Below are 25,277 nucleotides of genomic sequence, written 5' to 3' on the forward strand. Positions count from 1 at the left end.
GCGGCTATGATGGCGGCTACAGAAGCGGCGGATCATACTCGTCCCCTTCATACTCCTCCTCAGCTAGCAGCAGCGGTCGGAGCAGCGGCGGAGCGGGGCGCCGCACCGCAAAGCCGCGCTGGTCGGGAGCAGGTTCGGCTGTGTGGTACACGCCTGAACAAGTGCAGGCGCTCACGCCGGTTCGAGAAAACGTGGAGAACCTAACGGCCTCGCAGCCTGACCTTCGAGATGTGTTTCTCTGTCACGCATGGGATGACAGGCAGGGCTCCGCCAGAGAACTGCATGATCTGCTCGAAGCGCGTGGTGTCCGCGTGTGGTTCAGCGAGAAGGACCTTGGCCTCGGGGTGCCGATGATGCGGGCGATTGACAAGGGCTTGGTAAACTCGCGCGTCGGTATCGTGTTGGTGACTCCGGCCATGTTGCGACGCCTCCCGGCAGAAGGCATTGCAGACAAAGAGCTTTCAGCGCTCCTCCGACGTGAGCGGCTCGTCCCGGTTATTCACGGAACGACCTATGAAGAACTTGAGCAGGTCAGCCTCCTGCTAGCCTCCCGAGCCGGCCTGAGCACTGCCGAGGAGTCGATGGCGGAAGTTGCAGCCAAAATCGCCGAACTTGTCGCTACTTAGCTCCCCACCGGGGGTCAAACCGGGCGCTGAGCGGCGTTTTCGGCGAATACCGGAGGTTTTCTTGGCTTCCTCCTGCACTTCGACAAATGGAACGAAAGCGATTCGAACTTCTCCACCGCCGAACGACGCCATTTCTGCACTCGGGCCAGCCTCTAACAGAAGCGAGGGCGTACGCTTGACGGCTATAGCATATTATAGAGGGTAATTGGCGCGCTGCGCCGGGTGGTGATATGAACTACGTCAAGGCCTTCAATGTGACCCCTCAGCTGAAAGCCCCGATCGAGCAGCTTCTGCCGAGGGTCGTCGTAGGCGCTGAACGAGCCATGGAGCGCCAGATCATCCCTGCGTTCACGACCTAGGTATTCTTGACGGCACCTTGTGAAAAAGTCATGATTGCTCCATTGCGCCCCGATTCAAAATTGAGCTTTTTATGACGAACGCCTATTTTGCGTGTTTCCTCCGCATATCTGGGCCGTTGCGGGGCGCTTTCGTCATACTGGCATACTGTATAGCGATCACCCTGCTTTTGGCGCCTGGTCCGCAGTTGCAAATCTTTTTGATGGGCATACTCAACGGGGACTCCGCGTCGATTTACGAAGCGGCCCATGGCACCGATGTGGTGCCCTTTGTTAGCTTGGCTGAATGGCTAATGGAAGCCTATCAGCCGAACTTGCTCGCAATAGCATTTGTCATGGCTGCAGCTACACTTAGAACGGGCTCTCCGGCACAAATGCTATGGCGCGGAACGGCTGCCGGATTGTGTGCCCTGTCCATCAACGATTTCGCAATTTACCAATGGAGTGGAACTTTCGAGCAGTCTTCATTCACCGAATCGCTGTTCGCAAATTTGTGCGGAGCATTCTTAATTTCATGCGCGATTGTATCTATAACGCAGATCGCCGAATGGACTATCGAGCACCTTCAGCCAAGCAGACCTTTGCGACGTGCTGCTGTAGCACTTGAGATTTGCGCGTTAGGGATTTTCTTAAACGCGGTCGCTTTTTATGCTGCGGATTTCTTCTATCGACCTTTACCTGTTCAAATTGACGCTTACCTCGACGCGCCGCTGAATGGCTCTTTCGCCACCAATCCGTCCTACATCGACAAAGACAATCCTCCGTTCCAGCTGTTTCCAACGGATTTCGACGTTCCCGTTGTAAAGTGGCGCAATCCTAATGGAGGAATAAGCGCTGCTTGGCACGTTACCAATCCTCAAACCAAATTCGATCTCCAAATCGAGATTCTGTCAGGTTGTCTGGATACCGACTGGATCTCGGGAATCGGCGCTGACAGGCCGAGCCACCGCGTGAGTGACATCAAGCGTTTGTCAGTCTCATTCGAAGGCGGCGCCTCCGATTTTTGGATTTTCGATACGGATAAGGGTGCTGGGAAAATTTCACTGGAAGCAGATCCAGTGGCTCCATTTGGCTTGGAGGTTGGTAAGAAAGCAAATACGAAGGACTTGTGGCAATTTATCGGAAGTCCATCCCATCTTATCTATGAAAACAGTGCAGATGTACTATCTTTTTATGCGGGAATAGTTTTCTTGGACGCGCTGGATGACAAAGCTAACACCATAAACCTGATTCCTCGCAAGCTAGTCGTTGAGATCGACGGCAAACCGTGTTTTATCACTTTCATCCCTGCGACGCCGATGCCGGGCGACAAAGCCGCATGCACCATAGCAGCAGCGCGCAAGGCGTTTCAGAGTGGCACGTTTAAGATGCCTAGCTCGGGTATTTCCGTAGGTGTGAGAGTGACTGTCACTGCACGGCCGAATGGATTGCTGTCGAGGCAGGATAGTGAACTGAACGTCTCTGGCGAAAGTGGGTGGATCACCATGGACGACATCGATCGCCAAGCGATGGACGGTATCCCGGGGGGAGTGGCTACGCTTTTGGAAGCAAAAGGTAACTTGTCCATCGATGTGGACGGAACGGCTCAAAATGTAAGGCCTACCGATCAGTTCCGGGCTATTGGCGCATTCCGCGGTATTAGCACTGATCATGGCAAGCTACGGTTCGTTGGTAATGCAACATCACTCACAAAGAATGAACGCCGCCTCAATCCCACCAAGTTTGAGAGCGGCAAGATTACGCAGCAGCTCACAGTCCTTCTCCCTTTATTGTTTTTCTTTCTTAGCGTCTTGATCATTCCCTTAAGGGCGGCTTTCAAGACCGATAGGGCTTTCGACCAAGTTATCGATCTTATGCGGCAATGAATGTCGGTTGCAGCGCTTCTCCCGCCACTTGGAAATGGCGGCATATTCCACGCCGTCTAAGATGCGGCCGGAATGGCGGGACCGATGAGGCGGGCGGTTCGGCCGCCAGGGAACGCGAAACGGCCGCTCTCGCCCCCTATCTCGCTGACTGACACCCACTGTTTGCTTGTGTGGTAGGCCGACCGTAACCGATGTTCTCAGGCCACGGCCCTGAGTTCAGAGGCGGGGATGTAAGCCCAAGGCAGGAGATCGTCGATCTGGCTGTTTGGGTGGCCGTTGACGATCCTGGTGAGGATGTCGGCGAGGTAGCCGAGGGGCTCGACGTCGTTGAGCTTGCAGGTTTCGATCAGCGAGGCGATGACGGCCCAATGCTCGGCGCCGCCATCCGAGCCGGCGAAGAGCGCGTTCTTGCGGTTGAGCGCGATCGGACGGATTGAACGTTCGACCGTGTTGCTGTCGATCTCGATGCGTCCGTCGTCGAGGAAGCGCGAGAGGCCTTCCCAGCGCGAGAGCGTGTAGCGGATCGCCTCGGCGAGCTTTGTCTTCTGGCTGATCAGGCCGAGCTTTTCGCGCAACCATGGTTCGAGGTCGGCAATAAGTGAAGCGCTCCGATCCTGACGCATCGCACGGCGCTTGTCGGCCGATAGGCCGCGGATGGCGTCTTCGATCTTGTAGAGCTCGGCGATCCGTCTTAGCGCCTCGCTGGCGATCGGCGCGGGACCGGCAGCTGCCAGTTCATAAAAGCGCCGACGGACATGCGCCCAGCAAAAGGCGAGCGTCACGCCGCTCTTTTCGGCCAGCACGCGATAGCCACCATAGCCGTCGACCTGAAGGATTCCGGTGAAGCCTGCGAGATGCGCGATCGGACGCTCGGCCTTCCGGTCCGGCGCATAGACATAGGCCACGCCTGGCGGGTCGCTCCCCTCCCACGGTCGGTCATCGCGGGCATAGGCCCAGAGTTGCCCCGTCTTCGTCTTGCCGCGGCCGGGGTCGAGCACCGGCGCTGTCGTCTCATCGGCGAAGAGTTTTGGTGAGGACCTCAGCTTTCCAAGCAGCCGCTCGTGCACCGGACGCAGATGCCAGGCGGCACGGCCGACCCAGTCGGCGAGTGTCGAGCGATCGAGATTGATGCCCTGCCGGGCGTAGATCTGCGCCTGACGATAGAGCGGCAGATGATCGGCATATTTGGAGACCAGCACCTGGGCGACCGTCGCCTCGGTCGGCAGCCCGCCTTCGATCAGCCGGGCGGGCGCCGGAGCCTGAACGACAACGTCCTCACAAGCGCGACAGGCATATTTGGGCCGACGCACCACGATCACACGCAGCTGCGCCGGCACGATATCGAGCCGCTCGCTCACGTCTTCGCCGATCCGATGCAGGCCACTGCGGCAGCACGGGCAGGCATGGTCCTCGATGTCGACGACCTTCTCCACGCGAGGAAGGTGTGCCGGCAGCGAGCCACGGTTGGCCCGACGCTTGGTAGTCCTTGCCAGACGTTCCGTGGCAGCAGCCTGCTCGTTCTCTTCCTCGCCGGCCGCCTCGATCTGCTCGGCCTCTTCGAGCCCCAGCAGTAGCTGATCCTCGGGGAGCGTCTCGGCGCGACGGCCGAAGCGATGGCGCTGCAATTCCTTGATGATCTGGATCAGCCGGACATTCTCGACGTCGCGCGCCAGGACCATCGCCTTCAGCGCATCCGGATCATCGGGAAGCTGGTCAGCCGTCATCGCCATGAGCCGATCAGACCATATTCGCCACCGGCTCGCGACAGCGGAATCGATGCTGATTCACTTCGTGGGATACATCCATGGGCTTCTGGATGGAATGCGCTTTACGCGAACATCGTACGCGCTCGATCGTGTGGCACGACAAGCCGCGCTCTCACGGTTGTTTTCCGAGGTCACGGCTGGTTCAGAGGCACTTGCGGCGTAGCCATGGCGCGTCTGCGGCGCGTCGGCCTGGTTGTCGTTCAGGGGTAGTGATTTGCGTTCCCTTATTCCCAAAACATCCTGACCCTGTGATCTGACAAGGGGCCCATGGAGGCGTCAACCCCGGCGTCAGTTCGATCTACCTTCCTAGCGACATTCTTGTTGAATAAACTTCATCATCTCTACCGCACAATGATCGAAGTATGGTCCGGCCAGCAAGAACGTGCCGTTTTCTTCCGACGCAGTCGAAGACAGACCGACAACAAAATCCGAGGCACTGTCTGAGACGGGGCTCAGGCGAGTCACCCATGCGCCACCGCTCATGCCCAGCCTGGCGTCGGGTTGCTTATTAGTCATCACCCCCAAGGTCGCGAAATCTTTGTCGCGATCTGCCCGCCCGGTAATTTCAACGAGCTTTCGATGATGACCCAGACCGACGGGTAATCCATAAGCAGATACGTCCGCGGGCGACGCAATTTCATCTCCCAACTGAAGAAAATTGTCGGATATCACTGAACGCAAAACAACGAGGGCGTAATCATCTGGCCAAAAGAAGCGCCCCCCAAAACCCTCGGGCAAGGGCTTAACCCATCCCCTAGGAGTTGCGATACATTTTGGATTGGTCAGCGGAGCTTCATTTTCCGAATTTCCGAGATTGCGGAGCTGAAAATCTCCGACCCAAGTGCCGTCTCCATTGTCTCGAACGCAATGGGCAGCGGTAAGCAGTATGTCACCACGCCCAACAAATTGAGCGGTGCAGTATCTGGTTGTCCCCTTTACCACGGTATCAAGGCGGTGGAATACATTGTACGGAGACTTCGATATGTCCGGAAAGGTTGTACCCTGCGCCAGATTACCATCCCCTCCACCAGGTGGCTCCGCCAATGGCGCAGCAGACGTTGACATCGTCAGCATCAATGCCACTCGGGCGCGCAATCGACTAAATCGGTTCCAGCATTCCAAATATCGAGACAAGAGCTATGACGCAAACCGACAGAGTAATTTCGGTCATAGTTCCAATGCGAATGGCGCGCAAGCTTTTAGACCTTTGAAATGCGATCTGTGGAACGAATTTGTATCGGTTGAGCATTGCAAAACTGACCATTAAGAGGACCAATACCATCTTGGTGGCCAGCATCGCCTGATAGGGCGAGGACCAGTTGGTCGGCCACTCTCCAAGTGTCAAGAAGGTATTGATCACGCCCGTGGCAAGCACCAGCGCAACCACCACATGTCCCACCTTGGAAAAACGTCGCAGCGCCAAACCAGCGGATATTCGCTTCTTCGGATCGTTCAAGGCTAAAAGAATCAATAGAAGTGGCACGAGAGAGCCCAGCCATGCGCCACACGACAGAACGTGGATGGCATCGTTTAGTCGATGCCCAAAACCAATCCAGCCTTGCTGCATGGCGGCATGGCCCGTCAGCGTGAAACCCGCAAGAACGAGACTGGCTGCTAGCGCTGTCCACGTCTGACGGTATGTTGACGGTATGACGAGCGCCGCGACCAACGATAGAACAGTAACGGCCTGCACCAGCCAAGTGTGGCCTACGGTGCTTTGGGACAATACGGCCCAGATCATCGATCGATCGAATACATCTGTCCAGCCGTCACCGATTGATCCGGCCTCCAAGGGGAGCGCGGCGATCGTCGATGTCGCAACTACCCCGGTGGCGATGATCCGGAAAAGTTGCAGGCGCTGTTGAATGTCGCGCGCCAGTTTACTCGGAACAACAATTGACAGATATGCGAAGGTTCCCCAAAGCAGCATCGCAAACGTATCCCGTAGGAACGTGCATACAGCCAGGGCAAAGCCAGCGCTCATCAGGGCTTCACGATGAAACTGTAGCGGCCTTTGGCTTTGTGGCCATCTGCCGACAGGGCATGCCAATCGACGGTATACGTACCCGCGTCAAGCGCCCGAGAAATTGGAACGACTAGGCTTGCAGCGTTGCCGCCACCAAAAGAGGCGGGGCCCGTCGCCACCGCCCTTTTGTCGGCCCCGACAAGCAATACCCCAGTAAACTTTAGGTCCACGTCCTCAGAAAAGGTCAGGTCGAGTTCGTTCGGCGGAATTGCCACTATGCTGCCTTCAGCAGGGATTGCGGACGTAAGGCGCGCATGTGCGAATGCCTCATCAGCAAACATGCCTCCGATCAGAGTAGCAAGTATCAGGGCGCGAATGTATTTTGGCATGAACATTTCCTTCAAACGGCGACCTGCGCCCCATACAACGATGGTGCTTTTCAGCCCGCCGAACGAGCCGTCGTGCCTTTGCTTGGTATGCTTCATGAAGAGGGGCAACGATGGGCAAACGGCTGACCATATGAACGAAGACATCAGCTGTTAGTTCACGGCTTGAGCTTGAGCGTTCCCCGCATACCACCAAGGTGTATCACGCACCAAAAATCGACTGGGTCCTTAAAGGTGTCCAGTACTTCCAGTCGCATTTTCCCCTTGAATTGAACGCCGAATTGACTCGCAGCCCCGCAATCTGTTTCACGGAGGACCACGTTTGGTCCTTTGTCTTGACCGCAGGCCCAGACAAGGTCCTTAGCCTCGGTGGAAGTTCCGTCCTTAGTTCTTATTGTGACGAATCCGTGGGGGATTGCCCCGTCAATCTGGATTTCGACGATGTCTCCTATCTTGAGATCATCGACGATGAGTGGTGTGGTCTTCGTCGAAGCCTTTCCGTTATAGGTCCACGCAACATTCTTGGTTGCAACAGCATGGGTATCAGCTGCAAAGCTTGCACCCCCAGCTACGACGATCGCGCCAAGTGCCAGTCCAAGAACCGAAGAACTTGCCAAAAACGTTCTCATTTCATTTCCTCCCTTGTTCGAAGCTTTCCTATTGCGCCATTGCTCCCACCGTTGGCTCCCACACTTCAATGGGAGCCATCAGCCCGCCGTCCTCATGCTTGAGGATATGGCAGTGAAAAACAAACCGTCCGATCTGCTGCTTAGCATCGAAGCTCATCACGATAAAAACCGTGCTGAGGGGCGGCAGTGGAATGGTATCATGCCAGAGAGGTGTCGCGCCGGGATCGGCCGGATCAGTCGCATTTTCCTCATAGAATTTAACATTGGGTTGCATACATTCTTCAGGCGTTTTTTCCCCACACGTATCCGATGGCTTCGGTGGCTCAATGTTATAAATGTTTACAAGTTCTCTGCGCGTTGCCAATCGAAATTTAATCTGGTGGATGTGGAAATTGTGTAAGGCTGCTGTTGCGTTATTAAGCACCCACAACTGTTTGTGGCTCCCATCATGGTCTCCATGATCTATGAAGATGCAGACATGCCTCTTTGTCCAGTCAACCGTTCCATCCGCTTGAACATAATCTTCAAACGGAACAGCTATTTCAGCTTGCTGCCGCACATCATATCCTACGCTCGTTTTGCTGGGATCGTCGGGTTCGTAGTTCGCCTCATCCTGCAAACCTGATCCGACCTTGGGGCGCACGATTTGCGTTAGAATGCTCCAATCCGATTTCATGCCGGTGGATGTTTCCCCCCCGGGAATGAAAGTCACCCGGCGGTATTCGTGGAAAGCCGGATCCAAATCCCTGACGCAGCCATCAGGTAACTGCGCTCGTTCAGCAACAGGTGGCTGAACCTGAATGAGATTTGGGAAAGCCTCGACGGAAGCGTTCAATGCAACTCGAATCGGGCTTGCAGCGGTGTTCGGCTCTAACACAATCGTTGCAAGCTCAACCGCGGGCCACTTGTCTGTTCCCGCATCGAGCCCCCGGGTACTAAGAATGTATTCTTGGGGCTTATCATGCGATTTCTCGTCATTACGAATGTAGATCTCGGCGCGCGAAGCCGGCATCAACAATAGGCTATCATAGTTGTTTGCCTCAACAGGTTTCCCTTCCTGCTCAGGCAGGACAGGTCGTGCTGGGACTACGCCGTCGAGACCCAGTATTGTCAGTGGCAGAACCGTTCCGTCGGCCTTGTTGCGCAGTTCAAGCCAGTAGCCCACATTCGCGCTGAGATTACCCAATCGAAGTAGAAGGTTTTTCCCGCCCTCTATCTTAACCGTCGGAAAACGTTGCCCGTTCAGGGTGAATAGCCAAGCCGAGCTTTGGTCGAGTTGGCAGAAGCCGGCTCGAAGTGACAAGTCATCCGTGTCCAGTTTGTCCTTTTTCCAAACTCCGCACTTGGCGCCTGGTGCGCTTTCCGGTGGAAAATCGCGCGCAACGGGCTCCCATTCGGCCGTCGCGTTGCCATCGGCTTCTTCTGGAAGCTTGCTGATGTTCTGGAGTGGAATGTCCCGAAGGAGGGCGTATCGGACATTCGTTTCACGCCTCAGGTCGGCCGTGTCCTTGGCAACGTCATTGATGCATTTGGAAGGGTCAAGCGGATCCTGCCGGCAACCTGCTTTGACGTTAGCGGCCGCGTCGCCGACCGACAGTAGGCCGGACATGCCGCCCATAACCTGGTCGGATGAAATTCCGTGCATATGAGAGTGATACCAGTCGAGCCCAGATGGGTGAGGGATGTAGCCTCCTTTGCCTTCCAAGACCCGGGCATCGAGCATCCCGTCGCCGGGTATTGGGACATTGAGGTCGAAACTGCTGGGGTTTCCCTCTGCGTCGCGGCCAGCCTTCAAATGCACGTAAACGTTGTCCCCGTTTCCTAGCTCGGCGCGCTTAGGTCTCGCATTGTTGGGCGATACAATCCCCCCATGAAAGTAGTGAAGATTGGTCGGGTTTTCGTCCCCGTCGCCGTGGGACATGCCGTCATGCAAACGAGGTGCCAAGAGATTTTCGAGGTGAGCAGCGACCGTGTCACCTGGCGCTATCTCGATAACTGGCGTCAAATAACTTCCGTTGTAATTTTCAGTGGTGACTTTGTAGCCTCCGACCTCGATTTCATGCGTCTCGGCCGTCAGATTGACCTTCACCTGGTGGCGGCCGTCGGCTTGAGTTGAAACGGTACACTTGTCGCCAAGAGAAGACGCGCCTGCCGTTGCCACGGAGCAGATCGGAGGTTGGACAAGTTCTGCGGCCATCGCCGGCCAGAGGACCATGCCAACACCAAGTGCAAGGACCAAAAGACGTTTCAAGGCATCATTCCGTTCTGCAAGGTTTGTGGGCTTGGACCCTTTCGATACGAATAGGCCGGATTTCGCTGCCGAAGCTGCCCTACCGATCTTGAGTGCCGGCTGGACTTAGACCGACTACTATTCGCTGCTTGCCGTAGCTTACGGCCACGCCGTAGTGACAATCGTGGTAATTTGGATCAGCGTATTGAACCGGTGAAAGGGTCAAAACCTGCGTCACTTGGCCCGCTGGCGGCGCTGCTGCCAGCTCTAATTGGAGAACGAGCGGGTTATCCTGAGTTCCGGCCTTGGTAACGCTCAATTTATACCCAGGCGTCGGCGCGAGGAATTGGCCAGTTACCAGCAGCGAAGAGCAGCCCGCACTCGTAGGAACATAGGTCGCGGCGAACGAACCCGGAACCAGTCCGATACTGTCTGCAGCAAACGTGGCTGTTGACGCAAGCGATGCTACGAGGCTGGTGACGATCGACAGCTTCGAATATCTCATTGCAGTATCCTCCTTGTTATTGGACGTAGTCTTCACTCCGCCAACATTCGTTTTCCACGGCAGAAACAATTTCACTGCACTCGTCTGTGCACAGGAAATCGCCCGTCCAGCCGTGCTCGGGATTCGCCAACGCGTATGATTCGCGGCGGGGTCATTGTTTGACGGCTACAAATGAAGCGACGTACCCTGCGGGCGCACCATCGTGCGGTTTTGCTCTCAGAACACTGCCAACGAGTGCTGGAACCTGTCCAACACCGTTCGACCATGATGGAGCCAGATAGCCGGAATAGTCGTATTCCCAGTTCTCGGTCTGTGTGCCCACCCGACCATGGCCAACGATTTGAACCGTCAATGGCGCCGCCGATGTTGGAGGCTGGACGGTTCCTTGTAGATCTAATCCGCCGCCGCCCCAGTCAATCGCTCCTGTGAGCGAATTGTCCGGTTTGACATCAAATGAAAAAACCGCCTCTGCAAAAAATAAAGATAATGCGGTTTTGGGGTCGGCGGTAACCAGAGCAGGATTGTTGTGAAAACTTCGATATGTCCATTTACCGGATAGCACGCTGCTGTCCTGCACTGTTTGCTCTGTTGCCTGAGCGAAGCTGTGGGCGATTGGACCCACGCTCAAGCCAAGCACCACAACGAAGTACGTTAGACAGATAGAGGGTCCTGACACTCGCACTTATATACTCCCCAAACTTATTCAGCCGCCTGGACCGTGTTTTTAGGTCCTTCAAGAAAGCGCCGCTGTATCCCGCGCCGTACCAGCAGGGAATGATCGATTCCAAGGATCTTGCGGACACTCTTGAGCGCTGCTTCGTTCACCTCGATATAGGCGACGATGTACCATTCGCCGTTTTCCTCGCGCGCCATACCAAGGGGCTCGGCCCGCCACTTCAGCGCACCATGGTGGGGCATGAAATAGGTTTCCTGGACGCCGCCCACCGCGCTGAAGCCCTCATCAAGCGCGTATTCCATCACCGCGCAGCACAGCTGCGTCAGCGTACCCCGCAAGCCGATCGAGCGTTTCTCGGGCACCACGAAGGTGCGTGTCCATTCGGCCCAGTCGGGACGTCTCGGAACACCTGACCTTTCGCACATGTGAGAAAAGACCTCCGAGACCATGTGCGGCTCGCTCGTTGGGATCAATCGCGCCGAGGTCACCACGCGACCGTCTTCGAGACCCAGCAGATAGGTCGCCGCGTCCGTATCGAACTGGTCTCGCTCACGACCATCTGGGCTTGGAGGGCGCCAGCGCTTCTGATGCACGAAGAAATCGTGCCGGCGGCGCAAAAACTCATCGAATTCGTTTTCGTAGAGATGCATGTTGTGCGCATTGACGACATGGGCAGTTATCATCGCGCGACCCCCATCATTCCGAGAAAGGATAGTTGCAGTCGCGCTAAAGTACGTCACCTGTCCGATCGGACAGTTGACGCACTTGCAGTCAAACGCCTGTGCGCATCGTCAACGACAGCTTGGGCCACCGTGCCGGCAAAATACCTCCGCAGAGCTCATATGGAAACCATCCAAAGGTGCGCTCAGTCGGGGACAATAGACGAATTTGCGTGGGATGACCGGATAGCGATCTATTTGATCAGACTTCCCAAGCCGCGGCGCTGTGGATTGGCTGCTGTTTCCAGGGCGCAGCAAAGCTCACATCGGCGCAATCGCGACTACCATATCATTGTCGTCCAATCGTGCATGCAAACGATACTTGCCAGCGCGATCTGCGTCATGGAGGAATATCCGACAGGTTGAAGGTTGCGGCCGAGCGCGGCGAGGCGGCCTGTTGTCGGTTCAAACTGCCGTATTATCCGTAACGGAAGACTGTGCAAGCCTTGCCCGAGTGTTGGCGGCTGGCGTCAATCCAGGAGAGCGCCTCCTACAGGCAACTCGCCGGGGCCGAAAGGGCGCAGGTTTCTGGAAAGCCGAAGTACGGTACGGACTGCCAACCACGGGCTGTCCGCACCGCCGGGAGCGCTTTTGCGGTCCTACTGCTGCGGCAACCCCGCACTAACTTCGACAAGCTCGACCTTGCCCAAAGTGAGCGAGGCACCATTCAAAGTACCTACCGATTCTTTGGTGGTCAGATTGAGCCGTCCATCCCACAATCCTTCTTTCTGAAGTTTTGCTACGAGCGATGTGACGTCGAAAGACAGTATGTTTGGCGGACCCTCCATCGCATGCCCATCGTGTCCCCCACCTGCGGGTATTGGTAAAAGCGAAAACGTCGATATTGTTCCTATGAGGAACTCATCGATCTTGTTAGAATCGCCCTCGTTCGGAACGTTTAGATATAAGTCAACGTTCGCTTCAACCTGCTTATCGATAGAGATCTCGGATATTTCTATTTTACTGCTCTTGGCACCCCCTTCGACGAGCGGAGACATGTTGGATATCTCACTCGTTTCAGCAATTGTCTCAGATCGCAAGCCAGCTTTAACTATCACGTTGGTACTGGTCGCAATAACACGTCTGCTAGTGGGTTGCATGGCTAAGATCACCACTGGCGCCGATGGAGGTTGTGGAACCTCATGATAACTGTATCCAGGCCATTTGGCGATCTGCTCCGGTTTCAACACGTCCCTTGTGGCAACTTTGACCAGCGCGCGGTTTTCGTCAAAAAAGCTAAACTCGCGATCAAGCCAGCTATCGGTTGGCGTTTTGAAGTTTGCCTTCATTGTACCTTCCCAGATGCGATCGATCTCGCAGTGATGCAGCCAGAAGATGGGGTCCCTCGGTGACGTAAACAGGCTCGACATATCTTTCCCGCCAACTCCCGTTTCATTATGGACCCCGCCGTGAGGGGTTCCCTCAATTGCCCGGGTTAAAAGCTCGTACTTGTCTTTCTCTGTTTTCCAAAAATTCCCAACAAAGTTATTTTTATTCATATGATCGCCACCATTACTGGCGGGCGATCGATCATGAAACAGTGGACTGCCGGCATCTTGTCTGAACTCTTCAGGCAAAATCTGGCTGCCGGCGCCATCCATGTATCCCCAATATGGCAGAGCGAAACTATCGTCGCCGGAAAGCTTCCGAACTATGCGTTCGAAAAAGAACAGGTACGGCCGGTGCCAAGACAAGAAATCCATATTGGTTGGAAAGCCTGGCAGTGTGTGGGGGCATTTCCCCCAGGTCGCCTCTGCGTCCTTTCGTTTCGTATTTTTATCGCTAGCCACACCGAAATACAGGTCAAGCTCCGCCTGCTGCGCTTTCAAGAGCGCAGGGAATCCCCCAGCGGCCAGTTTAGAATTACCATCATCCGGAAACCAATGCATTTTGTATTGATACAGCCATCCCAGCGGGTCGGTAGGGTCCTTCTTTGACAGTTCTTGCATCTCTTTGACTGCCTTGGCGTACAGTCCTAGTGACGTTTTGCCTTCTTTAGAGAAGGCAGAGTATCGGGTCTTTGGAACGTCGGACGCGTACGCCGGCAAGGAATCAAGGAGCGCAAGTATGCCAGCCGCCGCAGTGCCCCTCAGGACGGTCCTTCGCGAATAGTCCCTCATTGTAGCCTCCCAGGTTTTTCGTCGTATTTCTTCCAATGGCAAACGCGAAGACAGCCCCGAATAGGGGCGAGCTTCGATAGCTGACATTGAATTTAGTTGCCGGTTCCGGACCCTTCCCCAGACGTGTGAGTTCGGGTTTGCCCAGGTGTCGTGACTGGGCCGGATGGCACAGGCACTCACCTGTCGGGGTCACCACGCGACCGCCTTCGAGACCCCAGCGGTAGATCGCCGCGTCCCTTGAGGATTCTGATGCACGAATAGATTGTGCCGGCGGCGGCGCAGAAACGTCATCGTAGAGGTGCTTGTTCAGCGCATTGATGACATATGCAGCAATCATCGCGCGCCCCCTAAATTCCTGAGTGATAGTTGCAGCCACGCTAAAGTACGTCACCTGTCCGATCGGACAGTTGACGTAATCAGGGGTGGATCAATCGACGGCGCACAGCTTCGACTACAGCTTGCGTGGTCGTCCCTACGCCAAACGCCTCGCGGGCTCGGGTTGCATGCCATTTGACCGTGCGTTCGGTCAGGCCGAGGATCTGGGATGTCTCAGACGAAGTTTTGCCGGCGGCCGCCCAAAGCAGCACCTCTTTTTCGCGATCTGTCAGGACACTGTCAGCGTCGTCCGCGACGTCCGACAAAGCTTGGATTGACATGCCAGCATAGACCGCCATCGTCACCAACTGTACTTGCTGCCGTGGGGACAGAACGCAGGCCTTTTGCGAGGAGGCGAAGGACAGGACAGACTGCCAATGATGCACGCTAAGCATCGGCACGGCGAAGCCGCTACAGATGCCAAACTCCGTCGCCTCACCTGCCACGCGCCGTGAAGCCTCTGTGTCTGACCATTTTGCCGGCACTTCGGCCCAGAGGAATGGCTTCAGAGTTTTTGCCGAGTAAATGCACACGCCGTCCACCGCGGCATGCTCCGCTTCGACGTAACGTTCGAACCAGCCCTTGGGCCAGCCATTCAGTTCAACCATCGGCGCCAGCTTCTGGCCCCCGAGAGGGACGCCGCTCAGGATAAGGTGCTCGAATCCGAGATTTTTTACAGTGGAAAGGAGGTCGCTTAAAAGTGCGCCGGTTTCCGTGTGCCTCCGGCAGCGCTCGACAAAATCGAATACATCTGAATCGATCATCGGAAAGACGCCCAAAACCCCTAAGCCCGATGCGGTTATGCGGCAAATTAGCAGCTTCAAATATTATATTTAAAAGGCGTTCCTTTTGCCAGCGGTTCCCGGCGTTCCAGCCCGCTTTTCTGCTTTGGCAGCCTTGTCGAGAAAGTTGTAGCGAAGCACGTGTTTTAATTGTAGCGCTATACCAGGTTAGATCTCAGGGGTCCCGCAGGCTAAAGTGACGCTCAGCTCGAGGTCGGTTGCTGGCCAAAAATTGAGGGCGCGGCTGTGGCTGCGCGTTTATGACTCTATAACTTGTGCGTCAAGCTTCGTTATAGTCTAGCCAAGCTTTGCGAAACGCAGCACGAAAAGACGACCGATCCTGATATAGGTTGACGGGAGGAATCATTCTTAGGGGGAGCGAAATCGTGCTGGGGGCTTGCGTCAGTCGTTTGCAACATGACGTGGGCCCGGTGGATTTCACACGGGCCACATTCAAATCTTCGAGCCGCCCAGAACAGGAGCCGAAGCGGCGGCCGAAACAGAGATTGAACGCTTCCGCTATGTTTATGATTGCGGCTCCGAGCAGAGCGAGGCGTTAAAAAGCCAATTAAACGCGCACCGACTAAGCAGTAACGGACGCACAGACAGTCTGTTCGTATCCCACCTCCATTCCGACCACATCAACGGCATCGAACGCTTGCAGGCCATTGCGTCACTAAGCTGGCCATCGATCATTTTGGACGCGTCTACAACGAGATCTATGGCTTGCAGACGGTGTCACTGCGCTTCACCGAGGTCTACGGGCCGGGCAACCGCATGCCGCAGATCCTGCGCGATATCGTCAAGACGGTGCTACGCGGCGAACGGTTGTTCATGGAGAATGGCTCCGATCACCTGTTCCACTTCATCCACATCGAGGATGTCGCGCGTGCCGCAATCCTGGCCGCGACGGCCGAGACCATGAAAGGGGCTCGGTGTTCAACATCTTCGGTGACCGAGCCTGGACACTTGCGCAGTCGGCGGATCTGCTGCGAAAGCTCCTGCCAAACGCCGCGATTTCGATCGGCCCAGGCTATTGCCATCTTGACCAGCAAGGCCCTTGGCACCAGTCCGCCGCGATCCGCGAACTCGGCTACGCCCCGCAACACACCCTCGAGGACGGCCTCGCCCGCTACGTCGAGTGGCTAACAACGAACGAATATTGAGCGGTTTGTCCGAGGGCAGAGCCGCATGGTTGGATGGCGGATTTCTCCTAAATCGTCGGACGTCGCCCATTTTTAAAAAATATGCTCGCAGCGATCAAAGGCGCGCCCCGGTGCTGCGCGGCTTTGCCAGCAGCAGCTGGTTTCGCTGCCGGTGATTCCGGGGATTAGGCAAAGAAAGCCGGCTCTTTCATCGGTGCCCTCGCATCTGTGGGTACGACTTGGCTCACGCAAAACCACGAAGATCGTTTGGAACGGGTGAAACAGGAAGGCGCGCATCGCGAGCGGCTCTTTGGCGAATTCATTGATCAGGCCTCGAAAACCTACGCGGACGGCGTTTTTCGGGAAGGCTTGGATGATCCGGCCAAGCTTGTCCCAATGTATGCGACCGTCAACAAGCTTCGCCTGTTCGCAACACCGGGTACGATCGCCGCGGCAGAGGCGGTTCTGGAAGGGATCGTGGAGACCTATGAATCGCCCTCCCCCGCTCCGCAGGCGCGCAGTCAACTCGCGGCGCACGACATACTGCGCATGTTCGCAGACTCGTGCCGTGCAGAACTTGCCCGGCTGAGATGACGCCTGGAAATTGGCACGACCAATTTTAATGGGGATCGGCCTGTGATCTGGGACATGGACGCCATTGCGGCGAGCCATCGGCCGGACCGGCTGAAGCTCTTCAAGCAAGTTATCCTCGCCTCCACCGCCGTTCCCACGATATTCCGGCCGGTCGAACCGAAAGTGCTCGCCTCCGGCAAAGCCTACCACGAAATGCACGTCGACGGCGGCACCAGGACCAGGTCTTTCTAAGGCCCGCGGGCTTGAGCTTGCTCGGACATTCCACGCGCGGCTCAAAGCACGCCTTTATATCATCCGCAATGGCCGGACGACGCGGGTGCGGGGACCGTCGACGCCACACTGCCAGACATCGCAGAAAAGGCAGTGTCCTCCCTTATCAAGACGCAAGGGATCGGCGACCTTTCAGATACGCCGTCTCCAAGCGCGACGGCATCCCTTCAACTTCATTGACGTTCCGGTCGGCTTCAGTGAGGAACCAAAAACCCCGTTGAGAACAACTTCATGCGGGCGCTATTTGCAAAAGGCTATGAGATGGGTCACGACGACGTGCCGTGGAAAACGTGCCACTCGGATTTTCGAAATGACCTGGCGGAGCCGTTGATCCCGTCGTGGACTGCCGGCGTCTCGCATGCTCCGAAATCCGCCTGAAGCTTGACCACGAGTCATTTTTCCTCCTCTACCTGTCGGATGGCGGGCACTCCACAAGCAGTGTATCCGCAGTATCTCGACCGATATGGAAGGCATGCGAAGCGAACGGCAGCTTACGGGATCGTCATCCGGGACTTCAAATGTCGCGGATGCGGCGCAAAGCTGCCTTTCAACACTAGGCCAAGGCGCTGGATTTCGATTGGTTTAGACGTCTGGTGCGCGCGAAGGGATTCGACTGCCGACCCGCGATTGATTACCCGCAGATGGGCTCCGCTCAACCGCAGCAACGAATTCTGAAATGGCAAGTTGTTGAGTGGGGGGGAAAGGCGGTAGCGCTCTAGCGCTACCATAATCAACCACACGAGCCGATGCATGCTATCCCCCCGAAATAGGCGGCCTTCGGTCAACGCGTCATCATCGAGCAGACTTCGATGGCATTTTCCACAGGAGGGTTAGCGAAATTGGTACGGTCTCTTGTGCTTCCGTAGTGATTCCGCGCAAAAATAGCGAGGACACTTGCCAAAATCGGCTTCGCCTAACTATCTGATATTTACGATTAAATTGGCGAACCCGACAAGATTCGAACTTGTGACCTCTGCCTTCGGAGGGCAACGCTCTATCGGTTAAAACTGGCGAGTAGTTAGTGTCCCATGCGAACCCATGACATCGCGTAACTATCTGATCTTACTTAAGTATCGTCCCATCCATCAGAGCTGATCCTCCCACGCATGCTATCGGATGGGCCACGCTGCGGACCTATGGGTCGATCGCATCGGCCATTTCGAGATACCGGCAGAAGCCATTGGCGAGCTGCATCTGGCGCGGCGTCCGGCATTCCGGCTCGAACACGTCCGGATTGGCCACGAGAATACACAAGGCCTTGGCGCGAGAGGTGGCCACATTGAGCCGGTTCGCGCTGTAGAGGAACTCCATGCCACGTGGCGCGTCGGCATGACTGGAGGTTGTGACGGAATAGATCACGATTGGCGCTTCTTGTCCCTGGAACTTGTCAACCGTCCCGACTTTCGCGCCGGGGAGGCGCGCCTGGATTTCAAAGACCTGCGCGTTGTAGGGCGCGATGACCAGAATGTCGTTCAGGGTCAGCGACGCCTCGTTGCCCTCACGGTCGCGCCAGCGTGCGCCCGAAGCGAGGATCCCGCTGACAACATCGCGAATGCGATCGGCCTCCTCCGGGCTGGAATTCTGGTTCCCCCTGTGCTGCATCTCGATGTAGCGCAGGCCACTCCCGCCAAGCAGGCCGTCCATCAGGATGGCCTGGTTCTCAAGACCGGGACGGGGAAGGAGGCGGCTTTCGTAGAACAACTCGGAGGTGAACTGGCAGATGTCGGGGTGGAGGCGCCAGGTCTGGTCGAGGAACAGGCCCTCGTCCTCGGCGATGGTTTGCCGTCCGCCGAGAAGGTGGTCGAGGGCCGAGACCTCCGTACCCTCGGGGTGCGAGCCCTGCATCGGCTGCTCAAGCTGCTGCGGATCGCCGAGCAGAACAAGGCTGGCTGCGGCCGGCGATAGGGCAAGCACGTTGGCGAGCGACATCTGCGCGGCCTCATCCACGAACAGCACGTCGACGAGGCCAGCCGCATCGGGCCTGGCCCACAGGAACCCCGTGCCGCCGAGGACGTGGTAGCCGCTTGCAAAGGCGCCGAGGGCCTCGGGGTTCTTCGCGGTGAATGTGAGGTGCGGGACATTGTCTTCCACATCCGTGACCTTGTGCAGGCACTGCAGGTCGAAGTCTTCCTTGGCTGCTTCTTCGGCGGCCTTCGCGAGCAGATTGCGAATGACCTTGTGGCTGTTGGCGGTCACCCCGACGCGAAGGCCGGCCCTGACCAGCGCAAGGATCGCGTAGGCGCCGGTATGGGTCTTGCCCGTGCCAGGCGGTCCTTGGATGGCGAGCACCCCCTGCAAGGCCGGAACGAGGCGACAGGCCGCATCGACCGCGCTCTCGCCCGGCTGGCGCAGCACCGCGCAGCCGGCATCGGGTGGAAGGCGCAGCAGCAGATCGCGCGCCGCCTTGTAGGCGCCGAGACCGCCGATGCCATGATCGGCCACGTACTCGCCGATCTGCACCAGGGACTCGGCCAGAACGCTTGTGTCAATGTAAGTATGGGCAAAGACCGCTTCGGGATGAAAACCGGCAGTGTCGCCCCTCTTCTTGACATCGATGAAGCGATGTTCCAGGTCGACGGCCTCGACTTTGCCAAATCGCTCGCCGCCGACACTGCGCAAATCCTCCCCGCCCCGAAACTCGGCGTCCTGCTGGGGAAATCGATAGCGGTGGATAGGGGCCTTGACGGTTCCGCCCACCGCATCCACGTATTCGAGACCCGAAATGCCTGCCCGCTCGTCCTCCAACTCGTCCGCAGACAGTGCCGCCAGCCGGAAATATTCCCACCAGATCGCCTTCTCCTCCCGGCGATGCCAGTCGAGCACGTTCGCCAGCACGTAGAGCGCCTGCTGCTCGCCGCTACGCCCCGCGGGGTCCACCGGAATGCCATCGGTCAACTTGGCAACGACTGCATGGATCCGCGCCTGCCAGGCCGTAATATCCGGCGGAGCGCCCTCTCCAGGCGGAGCCGGCCGGGGAATCTTCACGCCTGAGGCGACCGCGTCAGTCCGCAGACGCTCCAGCCAGTCCCGAAGCCGCTCCGTCGAGACACAGTCATCTTGGTTGTAGCCTGTCACGACGGCCCGATCTTCCGCATTGATGCCGCCTGCATCCTCGAGCTCCAGGCGGGCCTGGACCTTGCTCAAGGCATAATTGGCATCGGGCAGCGACACCGCGCGTACGAATTCGTAGAGCGGCTCCAGCCTCTTGATGGAATAGCTCTCGACGCTGGCGCGGATGGCGTGGCGGACCACCGCATAGAGATCGACCAGGACCTGCCCGCGCAGCAGGGTGTCGATCTCTTCCTCGCGCGTGGCGTAGCGCCCCATTAGGCGTTTGAGCGCGCCCACCTCATAGGCCGCGTAATGATAAATGTGCATGCCGGGATGGTGCGCTCGCCGCTCGATCACGAAATCGACGAAGCGCTCAAAGGCTGCCTTTTCATCGGCCGGCGTGAGACACCAGTCGGCGACGTAGGTGAGCACGCCTTCTGCGTCCTTGAAGGCATAGCCGAAGAGATATTCGAGGCCGCCATCGCCAACGAAGGGGTCGCCTTCGAGATCGAAGAAGATGTCGCCGTCATCTGGCTCCGGTAGACGGCACAGACCAAAGCCCGGTTCAATAGGCAGCGCTTCATGGAGCAACTGCCCGGCCGCGCGCCCCGCGACCTGTATCCGGGCCTGCTCCCGGATGCGATTGTAGGACGAAACGGCGCCGCGCTCCGGCTTCCACGGCAGCGGCAGGGTGAGCTCGGCCAGCGCGGTCATGGTGGCGACGTCGTGGCCGGCGAGCTCGCCGCGCTGCACGGCCGTGATCCCGGCCACAAGGGAGAGGTGATCGTCCTGGTGGCGCTGGTCGTCGCATCGGCCACGCCAGCGGCAGATATCGCAATGAGCGACCGGCTCCGGATAGGTGCCGCCGTTTCCGTTCAAGGACGCGACGAAGCGTTCGCGGACATTGCGGTAGTAGGCGGCATAATCGCTGACCCTAAACGCCTCCGGCTCGAAGCCGGTAAGCGGCGCGACAACGTAGGCGTATTCTGGCACCAGGCCCTGCACCTGCCCGACGAGGTCAGAATAGAGGCAGAGCTGCAGCACCGTCCCGCCCTTGGTTTCGCGGGCGAGCTTGGTGTCGACGACTTCATAGGACCAGGCGCCAAGATCGCTTGGCGTCTCGACGCGCCGGAGGATGTCGGCCCGGCCCGTGAAGGGCGGCGCGCGTAGCGCGGCCTGCACAATGATCTGCGCGCCGGCGCGCATCGCCTTAATCGTGGCGGCCACTGAGCGATCATCGATGCCCTTGCCGTCGATGACCGCGACCGTAAAGCCGGACGCGCGCAGGTGATCGACATAGGCAGCCTCGTGCGTGGCGCCGCGCTGCTGCAGGATTTCAAGCAGTGGGTCCCAGATCTTCGGCTTTTCGAGCGCGCCGTCCGCAACCTGAAGGTCAAGCGCCGTCAGATGGCCGCAATTCAAATACCCGACCAGGTCGGAGGCGCTCAACTGTAGGTCGGGGCCGATTCTCAGCATCAACAAAGTCTATGCGACTTAGCGACAGCCCGGCAATTGCGAGCGCGCCGAACAACACTCTTCTATTTACGAAATCTTCCCCATAGTGCCCTTACATTGCGCTAATGACGCTCGATAACCGCAAATATCCTGGTGAGCTTGCATCCCCACAGCAGATTCACGCCCTAGCCGAGGAATACCGCAGAGCAGCAAGCCTTCTTCTTCAGCTCGGCCGACCCGGTAAGCCGCTTACCCGAGCACCGTTCAGAATGGCGGCAATCCATGCGATCGAACTCTATCTGACTGCGCTTCTGCTCGACTTTGGGCTCAATCCCAATCAGATCCGCAAGATGCAGCACGACCTTTCAGCGAGGACGGAACACGCCTTAGCGGCCGGGCTGAGCCTTCGCGTCAAAACGGCAAAGCACCTCCAGTCCCTCAGCCAGAACCGAGAATATCTCGTCACCCGCTACGGACCGGAACTCGCAGCAACGGCCTCGCAGATAAACCGTCTCACAGCTACCCTTGATGAGGTAGCGACAAAGGTCACTGCATTGACCACGCTTGCGCCGAGAAAGCCGAAGCAATCACACCCGGCTACCGACGAGCTTCAAGGCCAGAATCCAGCAGCCCCCTATCCGAATCCATCGCCAACTCGATAACATGCTTGTAAGCGCCGAATCCGACGGACATGACAAATGCGCGCTCGTAGCAACGGGTCACGCTTCAGCGACCGCTGAGAAATACCCAGGCACTATTCAGCATGAGTGCCGGGATAATTTGGAACATCTCAATCTGTTCATGATAGTCGGCTCCTCGGCACCATTTGCTTACTGGGCGCACGAGACGTGGCTTTGACTAAATTGCTATCTGGCCGCTCCCGCACCTACCGCCCTGGCTTCTTTGCGCGCTTGTTTCCGGCGGGAAAATGGAAGCTGACCCTGGACCCCAAATTGTCGGGACATTTCCGGCTAGCTCAAGATAACGAAGTCGAGCTTAGCTGCCTTGATGTCGTGTCGATTTCGACCAGCAAGGCCCTCTTGTGGCACACTGTGGAGATCCGCGCTCGTGGCAGAACAGTTTTGCTGTCAGCGCTGTCGGGTGACGCGGCCACACAGCTGGCCGCGGACCTTCATGCCTTCATTAACACGCACCTCTTTGGGCTGATCGCCACCGAGAAGGATCGCCTGCTCGATGTCGACCAAAGGCTTCGCGAGATTACCGAAGGCAACAGGCAGTATCTTGCACAGGCCGATCTGGGCAGGGCCGTTGCCGGCGTCTCTGGCGCTGCGGCGGCTGCCCTCTCTCACCCGCTTCTGGACCCAGACCTGATGCCGCGAGCGCTCAAGGCCTCCCTCCCGGCCTCGTTCTCCATGATAACGGACCCGGGCGTCCGCCATGCCTACAACGAGGCTTTCGTCAGCTCGGAATTGATCAAGTTCCAGTCGTTCTTCGACGATCTCGACCGGCGTTCGTTTTCCGACCAGCAGCGCGAGGCCTGCATCCGCCTGGAGGACAACAACCTGCTCGTCGCCTCGGCAGGGTCTGGCAAATCCGCGACGATGGTCGGCAAAGTCGCTTACGTTCTGGCAAAACAGCTCTATCGGCCTGAAGAGATCCTGCTCCTGGCCTTCAACAGAAACGCAGCCGATGAACTCAGGACGAGGATCGCCGCCCAGCTGCAGGTCGCGGAGGACGCCTTAGAGTGTCGCGTCACGACATTTCATGCGCTTGGGCGCGGAATCATCGAGGAGGTCGAGGGCCGACCGCCCCAGCTCGCCAACTGGGTGGATCATCCCGCTGGCGAAACCAAGGTCATCGAGGCGATCATCCAGAGCCTTGGCGAGAGCGACCCGGAATTCGCCCGGATGTGGGCCGAGCTTCTCGTTGTGCATCCCAAGGCCGACATCCCGATCGAGGTGTTTGACGGGCAGGCCGACTATCGGCGCTACGTGTCGGACAGCCTTCGAAAGGGTAGCGCCACGATCGGTTCCCTGTCCGGCGTGATCGTAAAGTCGTTGCAGGAACAGAAGATCGCTAATTGGCTTTGGTTGCATTCCGTCACCTTCGAATACGAACGGCAGATCGCAGTAGCGGAAGATGGTGACGCGGTCCGCCATCTGCATCCTGATTTCTACTATCCGCAGACCGCAACCGTGCACGAGCATTTCGCACTCAATGCGGACGGAAGCTCACCCTTTGCGGACTATGCCCAGCACGCCGAGAACAAACGGCTGGCATATAGCCGGAACGAGATCGATTTCTTCGAGACGACTTCGGCTCAGGCCAGCAACGAGACGCTGCTTGGCACCCTCGAGTCCGAACTGGCGCGCCGCTCCATACCTTTCGAGCGCAAGGGCTACGCCGAAATCACCAAGGCGCTCGATCCGGTGATTATCAAGCACTATCACCAACTGATATCCACCTGCTTGAGGCATATACGCGCCAGCCACCTCACACTCGAAATGCTGCTCGAACGTGCCAGGACCTTGCACGACAAGGAGCGCGCGAAGCTATTCGCGCGCGTGGTCTGGCTGATCACTCAAGGGTATTCCCGAAAGCTCGAGGAAACCAGGCGGATCGACTTCGATTCGATGATCGCGGATGCGGTCCAACTGGTCGAGACTGGCCGATATCGAAGCCTCTATTCCCTCATTCTCGTGGACGAGTTTCAGGACATTTCCGAACCTCGCGCCAACCTCATCAAGGCGCTCAAACAACAAAAAGCGTTCAGCAAGGTGTTCGCGGTCGGAGACGACTGGCAGTCGATCTATCGCTTTGCCGGATCGGACATCACGATCTTTACACGGTTCGAAGCGAATTTCGGGACCAGTTGGCAGGGGCGCCTGGAGCAGACGTATCGCTGTAACCAGCTCATTGCCGAAACGGCCGCTAAGTTCGTCCAGCGCAATCCTGAACAGATCAAGAAGTCCGTCCGCTCGACCCTGCCGGCCATCTCGCGATCGATCCGCGTCATTCCCATCGACGATAAACGCGACAAGCCGGACTTCGCAGCGGCCTGTAAGCGCCTGCTCGAACGGCTTGATGCCGCTCTGGGTGGCATCGCCGACCGGTGGCGCGACGAAAACAGGGACAAGCTCAAGGTTCTGGTTTTGTGGCGCTATAACGTCCTTGATCCATTCGAAGGGCGGTCACCGTCCTTTGACAACATCGAGGTGACCGGGCTTTCTTTTCACCGCGCCAAAGGCCTTGAAGCCGACTACACGATCCTGCTCGATGTCAGCGAGGGCAATTATGGCGTACCAAGCCGCATCGAAGACGATGAGCTGCTAAACTTGGTCATTCCCCGCCCCGAGACCTTCGCCTACGCCGAAGAACGACGCCTGTTCTACGTGGCGCTCACTCGTGCTAGCCGAGGCGTCTACATGATCACCAATCGTCGTCAGCCGTCTCGCTATATCCATGAGCTTTGCCAGATCGCCGTTGAGGAAGTCCGCTTCGAGACGATCGAGGGAGCTGAATTGAGCCAATGCCCAGCTTGCCTGGTCGGCCAAATGGTGGAGCGGCGTAACAAAGACGGGTCGATGTTTCGTGGGTGCAATCAGTTTCCGGATTGCAAACACGCTGAACCGGCAAGCGCAGTGCGAAGGCGGTGACCGCCTAAGCTCAGTTTGACGGCGAACTTGGACGCTCTACGAAAGCCACGCTCTAACGAGCATTGAGTTGTGCTTTGGCCTGATGGGGAATGAAATGGCCGAGATTTAACTCGGAATCGTTCAAAATTACGATATACGACAGAA

General features: G+C 57.4%; 20 protein-coding genes. 8 read left to right on the plus strand and 12 right to left on the minus strand.

The window, feature by feature from the left end; genetic code table 11:
* The first annotated feature begins 140 nt into the window (after positions 1-140).
* From FJ434_RS06245 to FJ434_RS06250, 3 genes are all read left to right on the plus strand, one after another.
* Positions 141-626: a toll/interleukin-1 receptor domain-containing protein gene (locus FJ434_RS06245; RefSeq protein WP_348640735.1), complete on the plus strand. Its 486-nt coding sequence runs from the start codon at positions 141-143 to the stop codon at positions 624-626.
* Between the two features lie 230 nt (positions 627-856).
* Entirely contained in the window at positions 857-985 is a 129-nt protein-coding gene (locus FJ434_RS30440) for a hypothetical protein (protein WP_281405558.1), read from the plus strand.
* Between the two features lie 71 nt (positions 986-1,056).
* Positions 1,057-2,847, plus strand: coding sequence for a hypothetical protein (locus FJ434_RS06250; protein ID WP_140745599.1), 1,791 nt, complete (start codon positions 1,057-1,059; stop codon positions 2,845-2,847).
* A gap of 197 nt (positions 2,848-3,044) precedes the next feature.
* Here FJ434_RS06250 and FJ434_RS06255 read toward each other — a convergent pair whose 3' ends face one another.
* The 11 genes from FJ434_RS06255 to FJ434_RS06310 form a co-directional block, all read right to left on the minus strand.
* Positions 3,045-4,577: an IS66 family transposase gene (locus tag FJ434_RS06255; protein ID WP_140745597.1), complete on the minus strand. Its 1,533-nt coding sequence runs from the start codon at positions 4,575-4,577 to the stop codon at positions 3,045-3,047.
* A 342-nt stretch (positions 4,578-4,919) separates the two neighbouring features.
* Positions 4,920-5,687 (minus strand): hypothetical protein, encoded by a 768-nt coding sequence (locus FJ434_RS06265; RefSeq protein ID WP_140502881.1) that lies wholly within the window; start codon positions 5,685-5,687, stop codon positions 4,920-4,922.
* 25 nt (positions 5,688-5,712) lie between these two features.
* Positions 5,713-6,597, minus strand: coding sequence for a copper homeostasis membrane protein CopD (gene copD / locus FJ434_RS06270; protein WP_140502882.1), 885 nt, complete (start codon positions 6,595-6,597; stop codon positions 5,713-5,715).
* Positions 6,597-7,064 (minus strand): copper homeostasis periplasmic binding protein CopC, encoded by a 468-nt coding sequence (gene copC, locus FJ434_RS06275; protein ID WP_246673671.1) that lies wholly within the window; start codon positions 7,062-7,064, stop codon positions 6,597-6,599. The genes copD and copC overlap by 1 nt, the downstream gene beginning before the upstream one ends.
* Positions 7,065-7,123: 59 nt before the next feature.
* Positions 7,124-7,594: a hypothetical protein gene (locus FJ434_RS06280; RefSeq protein ID WP_140745592.1), complete on the minus strand. Its 471-nt coding sequence runs from the start codon at positions 7,592-7,594 to the stop codon at positions 7,124-7,126.
* 28 nt (positions 7,595-7,622) lie between these two features.
* A complete protein-coding gene (locus tag FJ434_RS06285) occupies positions 7,623-9,845 on the minus strand; it encodes a multicopper oxidase domain-containing protein (RefSeq protein ID WP_140745590.1) in 2,223 nt (740 codons plus the stop codon).
* A gap of 79 nt (positions 9,846-9,924) precedes the next feature.
* On the minus strand, positions 9,925-10,329 hold the full coding sequence (locus FJ434_RS06290; protein WP_140745588.1) for a hypothetical protein: 405 nt from the start codon (positions 10,327-10,329) through the stop codon (positions 9,925-9,927).
* A 151-nt stretch (positions 10,330-10,480) separates the two neighbouring features.
* Entirely contained in the window at positions 10,481-10,951 is a 471-nt protein-coding gene (locus tag FJ434_RS06295; protein WP_246673684.1) for a hypothetical protein, read from the minus strand.
* A 77-nt stretch (positions 10,952-11,028) separates the two neighbouring features.
* The gene (locus FJ434_RS06300) at positions 11,029-11,688 is read right to left on the minus strand and encodes an acyl-homoserine-lactone synthase (protein ID WP_140502889.1); all 660 of its coding nucleotides are present in this window, start codon (positions 11,686-11,688) and stop codon (positions 11,029-11,031) included.
* A gap of 635 nt (positions 11,689-12,323) precedes the next feature.
* Entirely contained in the window at positions 12,324-13,844 is a 1,521-nt protein-coding gene (locus FJ434_RS06305; RefSeq protein WP_181165825.1) for a tyrosinase family protein, read from the minus strand.
* 416 nt (positions 13,845-14,260) lie between these two features.
* Positions 14,261-14,983, minus strand: coding sequence for a LuxR family transcriptional regulator (locus FJ434_RS06310; RefSeq protein ID WP_140502892.1), 723 nt, complete (start codon positions 14,981-14,983; stop codon positions 14,261-14,263).
* Between the two features lie 953 nt (positions 14,984-15,936).
* Here FJ434_RS06310 and FJ434_RS30075 point away from each other — a divergent pair.
* The 3 genes from FJ434_RS30075 (at position 15,937) to FJ434_RS06325 (ending at position 16,971) form a co-directional block, all read left to right on the plus strand.
* Positions 15,937-16,167, plus strand: a complete 231-nt coding sequence (locus FJ434_RS30075) for a hypothetical protein (protein WP_246673672.1) — start codon at positions 15,937-15,939, stop codon at positions 16,165-16,167.
* Positions 16,168-16,413: 246 nt separating this feature from the next.
* Entirely contained in the window at positions 16,414-16,740 is a 327-nt protein-coding gene (locus FJ434_RS06320; RefSeq protein ID WP_246678249.1) for a hypothetical protein, read from the plus strand.
* Positions 16,741-16,782: 42 nt separating this feature from the next.
* The gene (locus FJ434_RS06325) at positions 16,783-16,971 is read left to right on the plus strand and encodes a hypothetical protein (protein WP_140745581.1); all 189 of its coding nucleotides are present in this window, start codon (positions 16,783-16,785) and stop codon (positions 16,969-16,971) included.
* A gap of 1,173 nt (positions 16,972-18,144) precedes the next feature.
* On the opposite strand, the gene FJ434_RS06330 is transcribed toward FJ434_RS06325, so the two are convergent.
* Positions 18,145-21,537: a TM0106 family RecB-like putative nuclease gene (locus FJ434_RS06330; RefSeq protein WP_140745578.1), complete on the minus strand. Its 3,393-nt coding sequence runs from the start codon at positions 21,535-21,537 to the stop codon at positions 18,145-18,147.
* Between the two features lie 104 nt (positions 21,538-21,641).
* Here FJ434_RS06330 and FJ434_RS06335 point away from each other — a divergent pair, with 104 nt between their 5' ends.
* A complete protein-coding gene (locus tag FJ434_RS06335; RefSeq protein ID WP_246673673.1) occupies positions 21,642-22,178 on the plus strand; it encodes a HEPN domain-containing protein in 537 nt (178 codons plus the stop codon).
* Between the two features lie 192 nt (positions 22,179-22,370).
* A complete protein-coding gene (locus FJ434_RS06340; RefSeq protein ID WP_246679051.1) occupies positions 22,371-25,133 on the plus strand; it encodes a UvrD-helicase domain-containing protein in 2,763 nt (920 codons plus the stop codon).
* Positions 25,134-25,277 lie beyond the last annotated feature (144 nt).

Origin of the sequence: Mesorhizobium sp. B2-5-13 (assembly GCF_006440535.1) — a bacterium.
GTDB classification, from domain to species: Bacteria; Pseudomonadota; Alphaproteobacteria; order Rhizobiales; family Rhizobiaceae; genus Mesorhizobium; species Mesorhizobium salmacidum.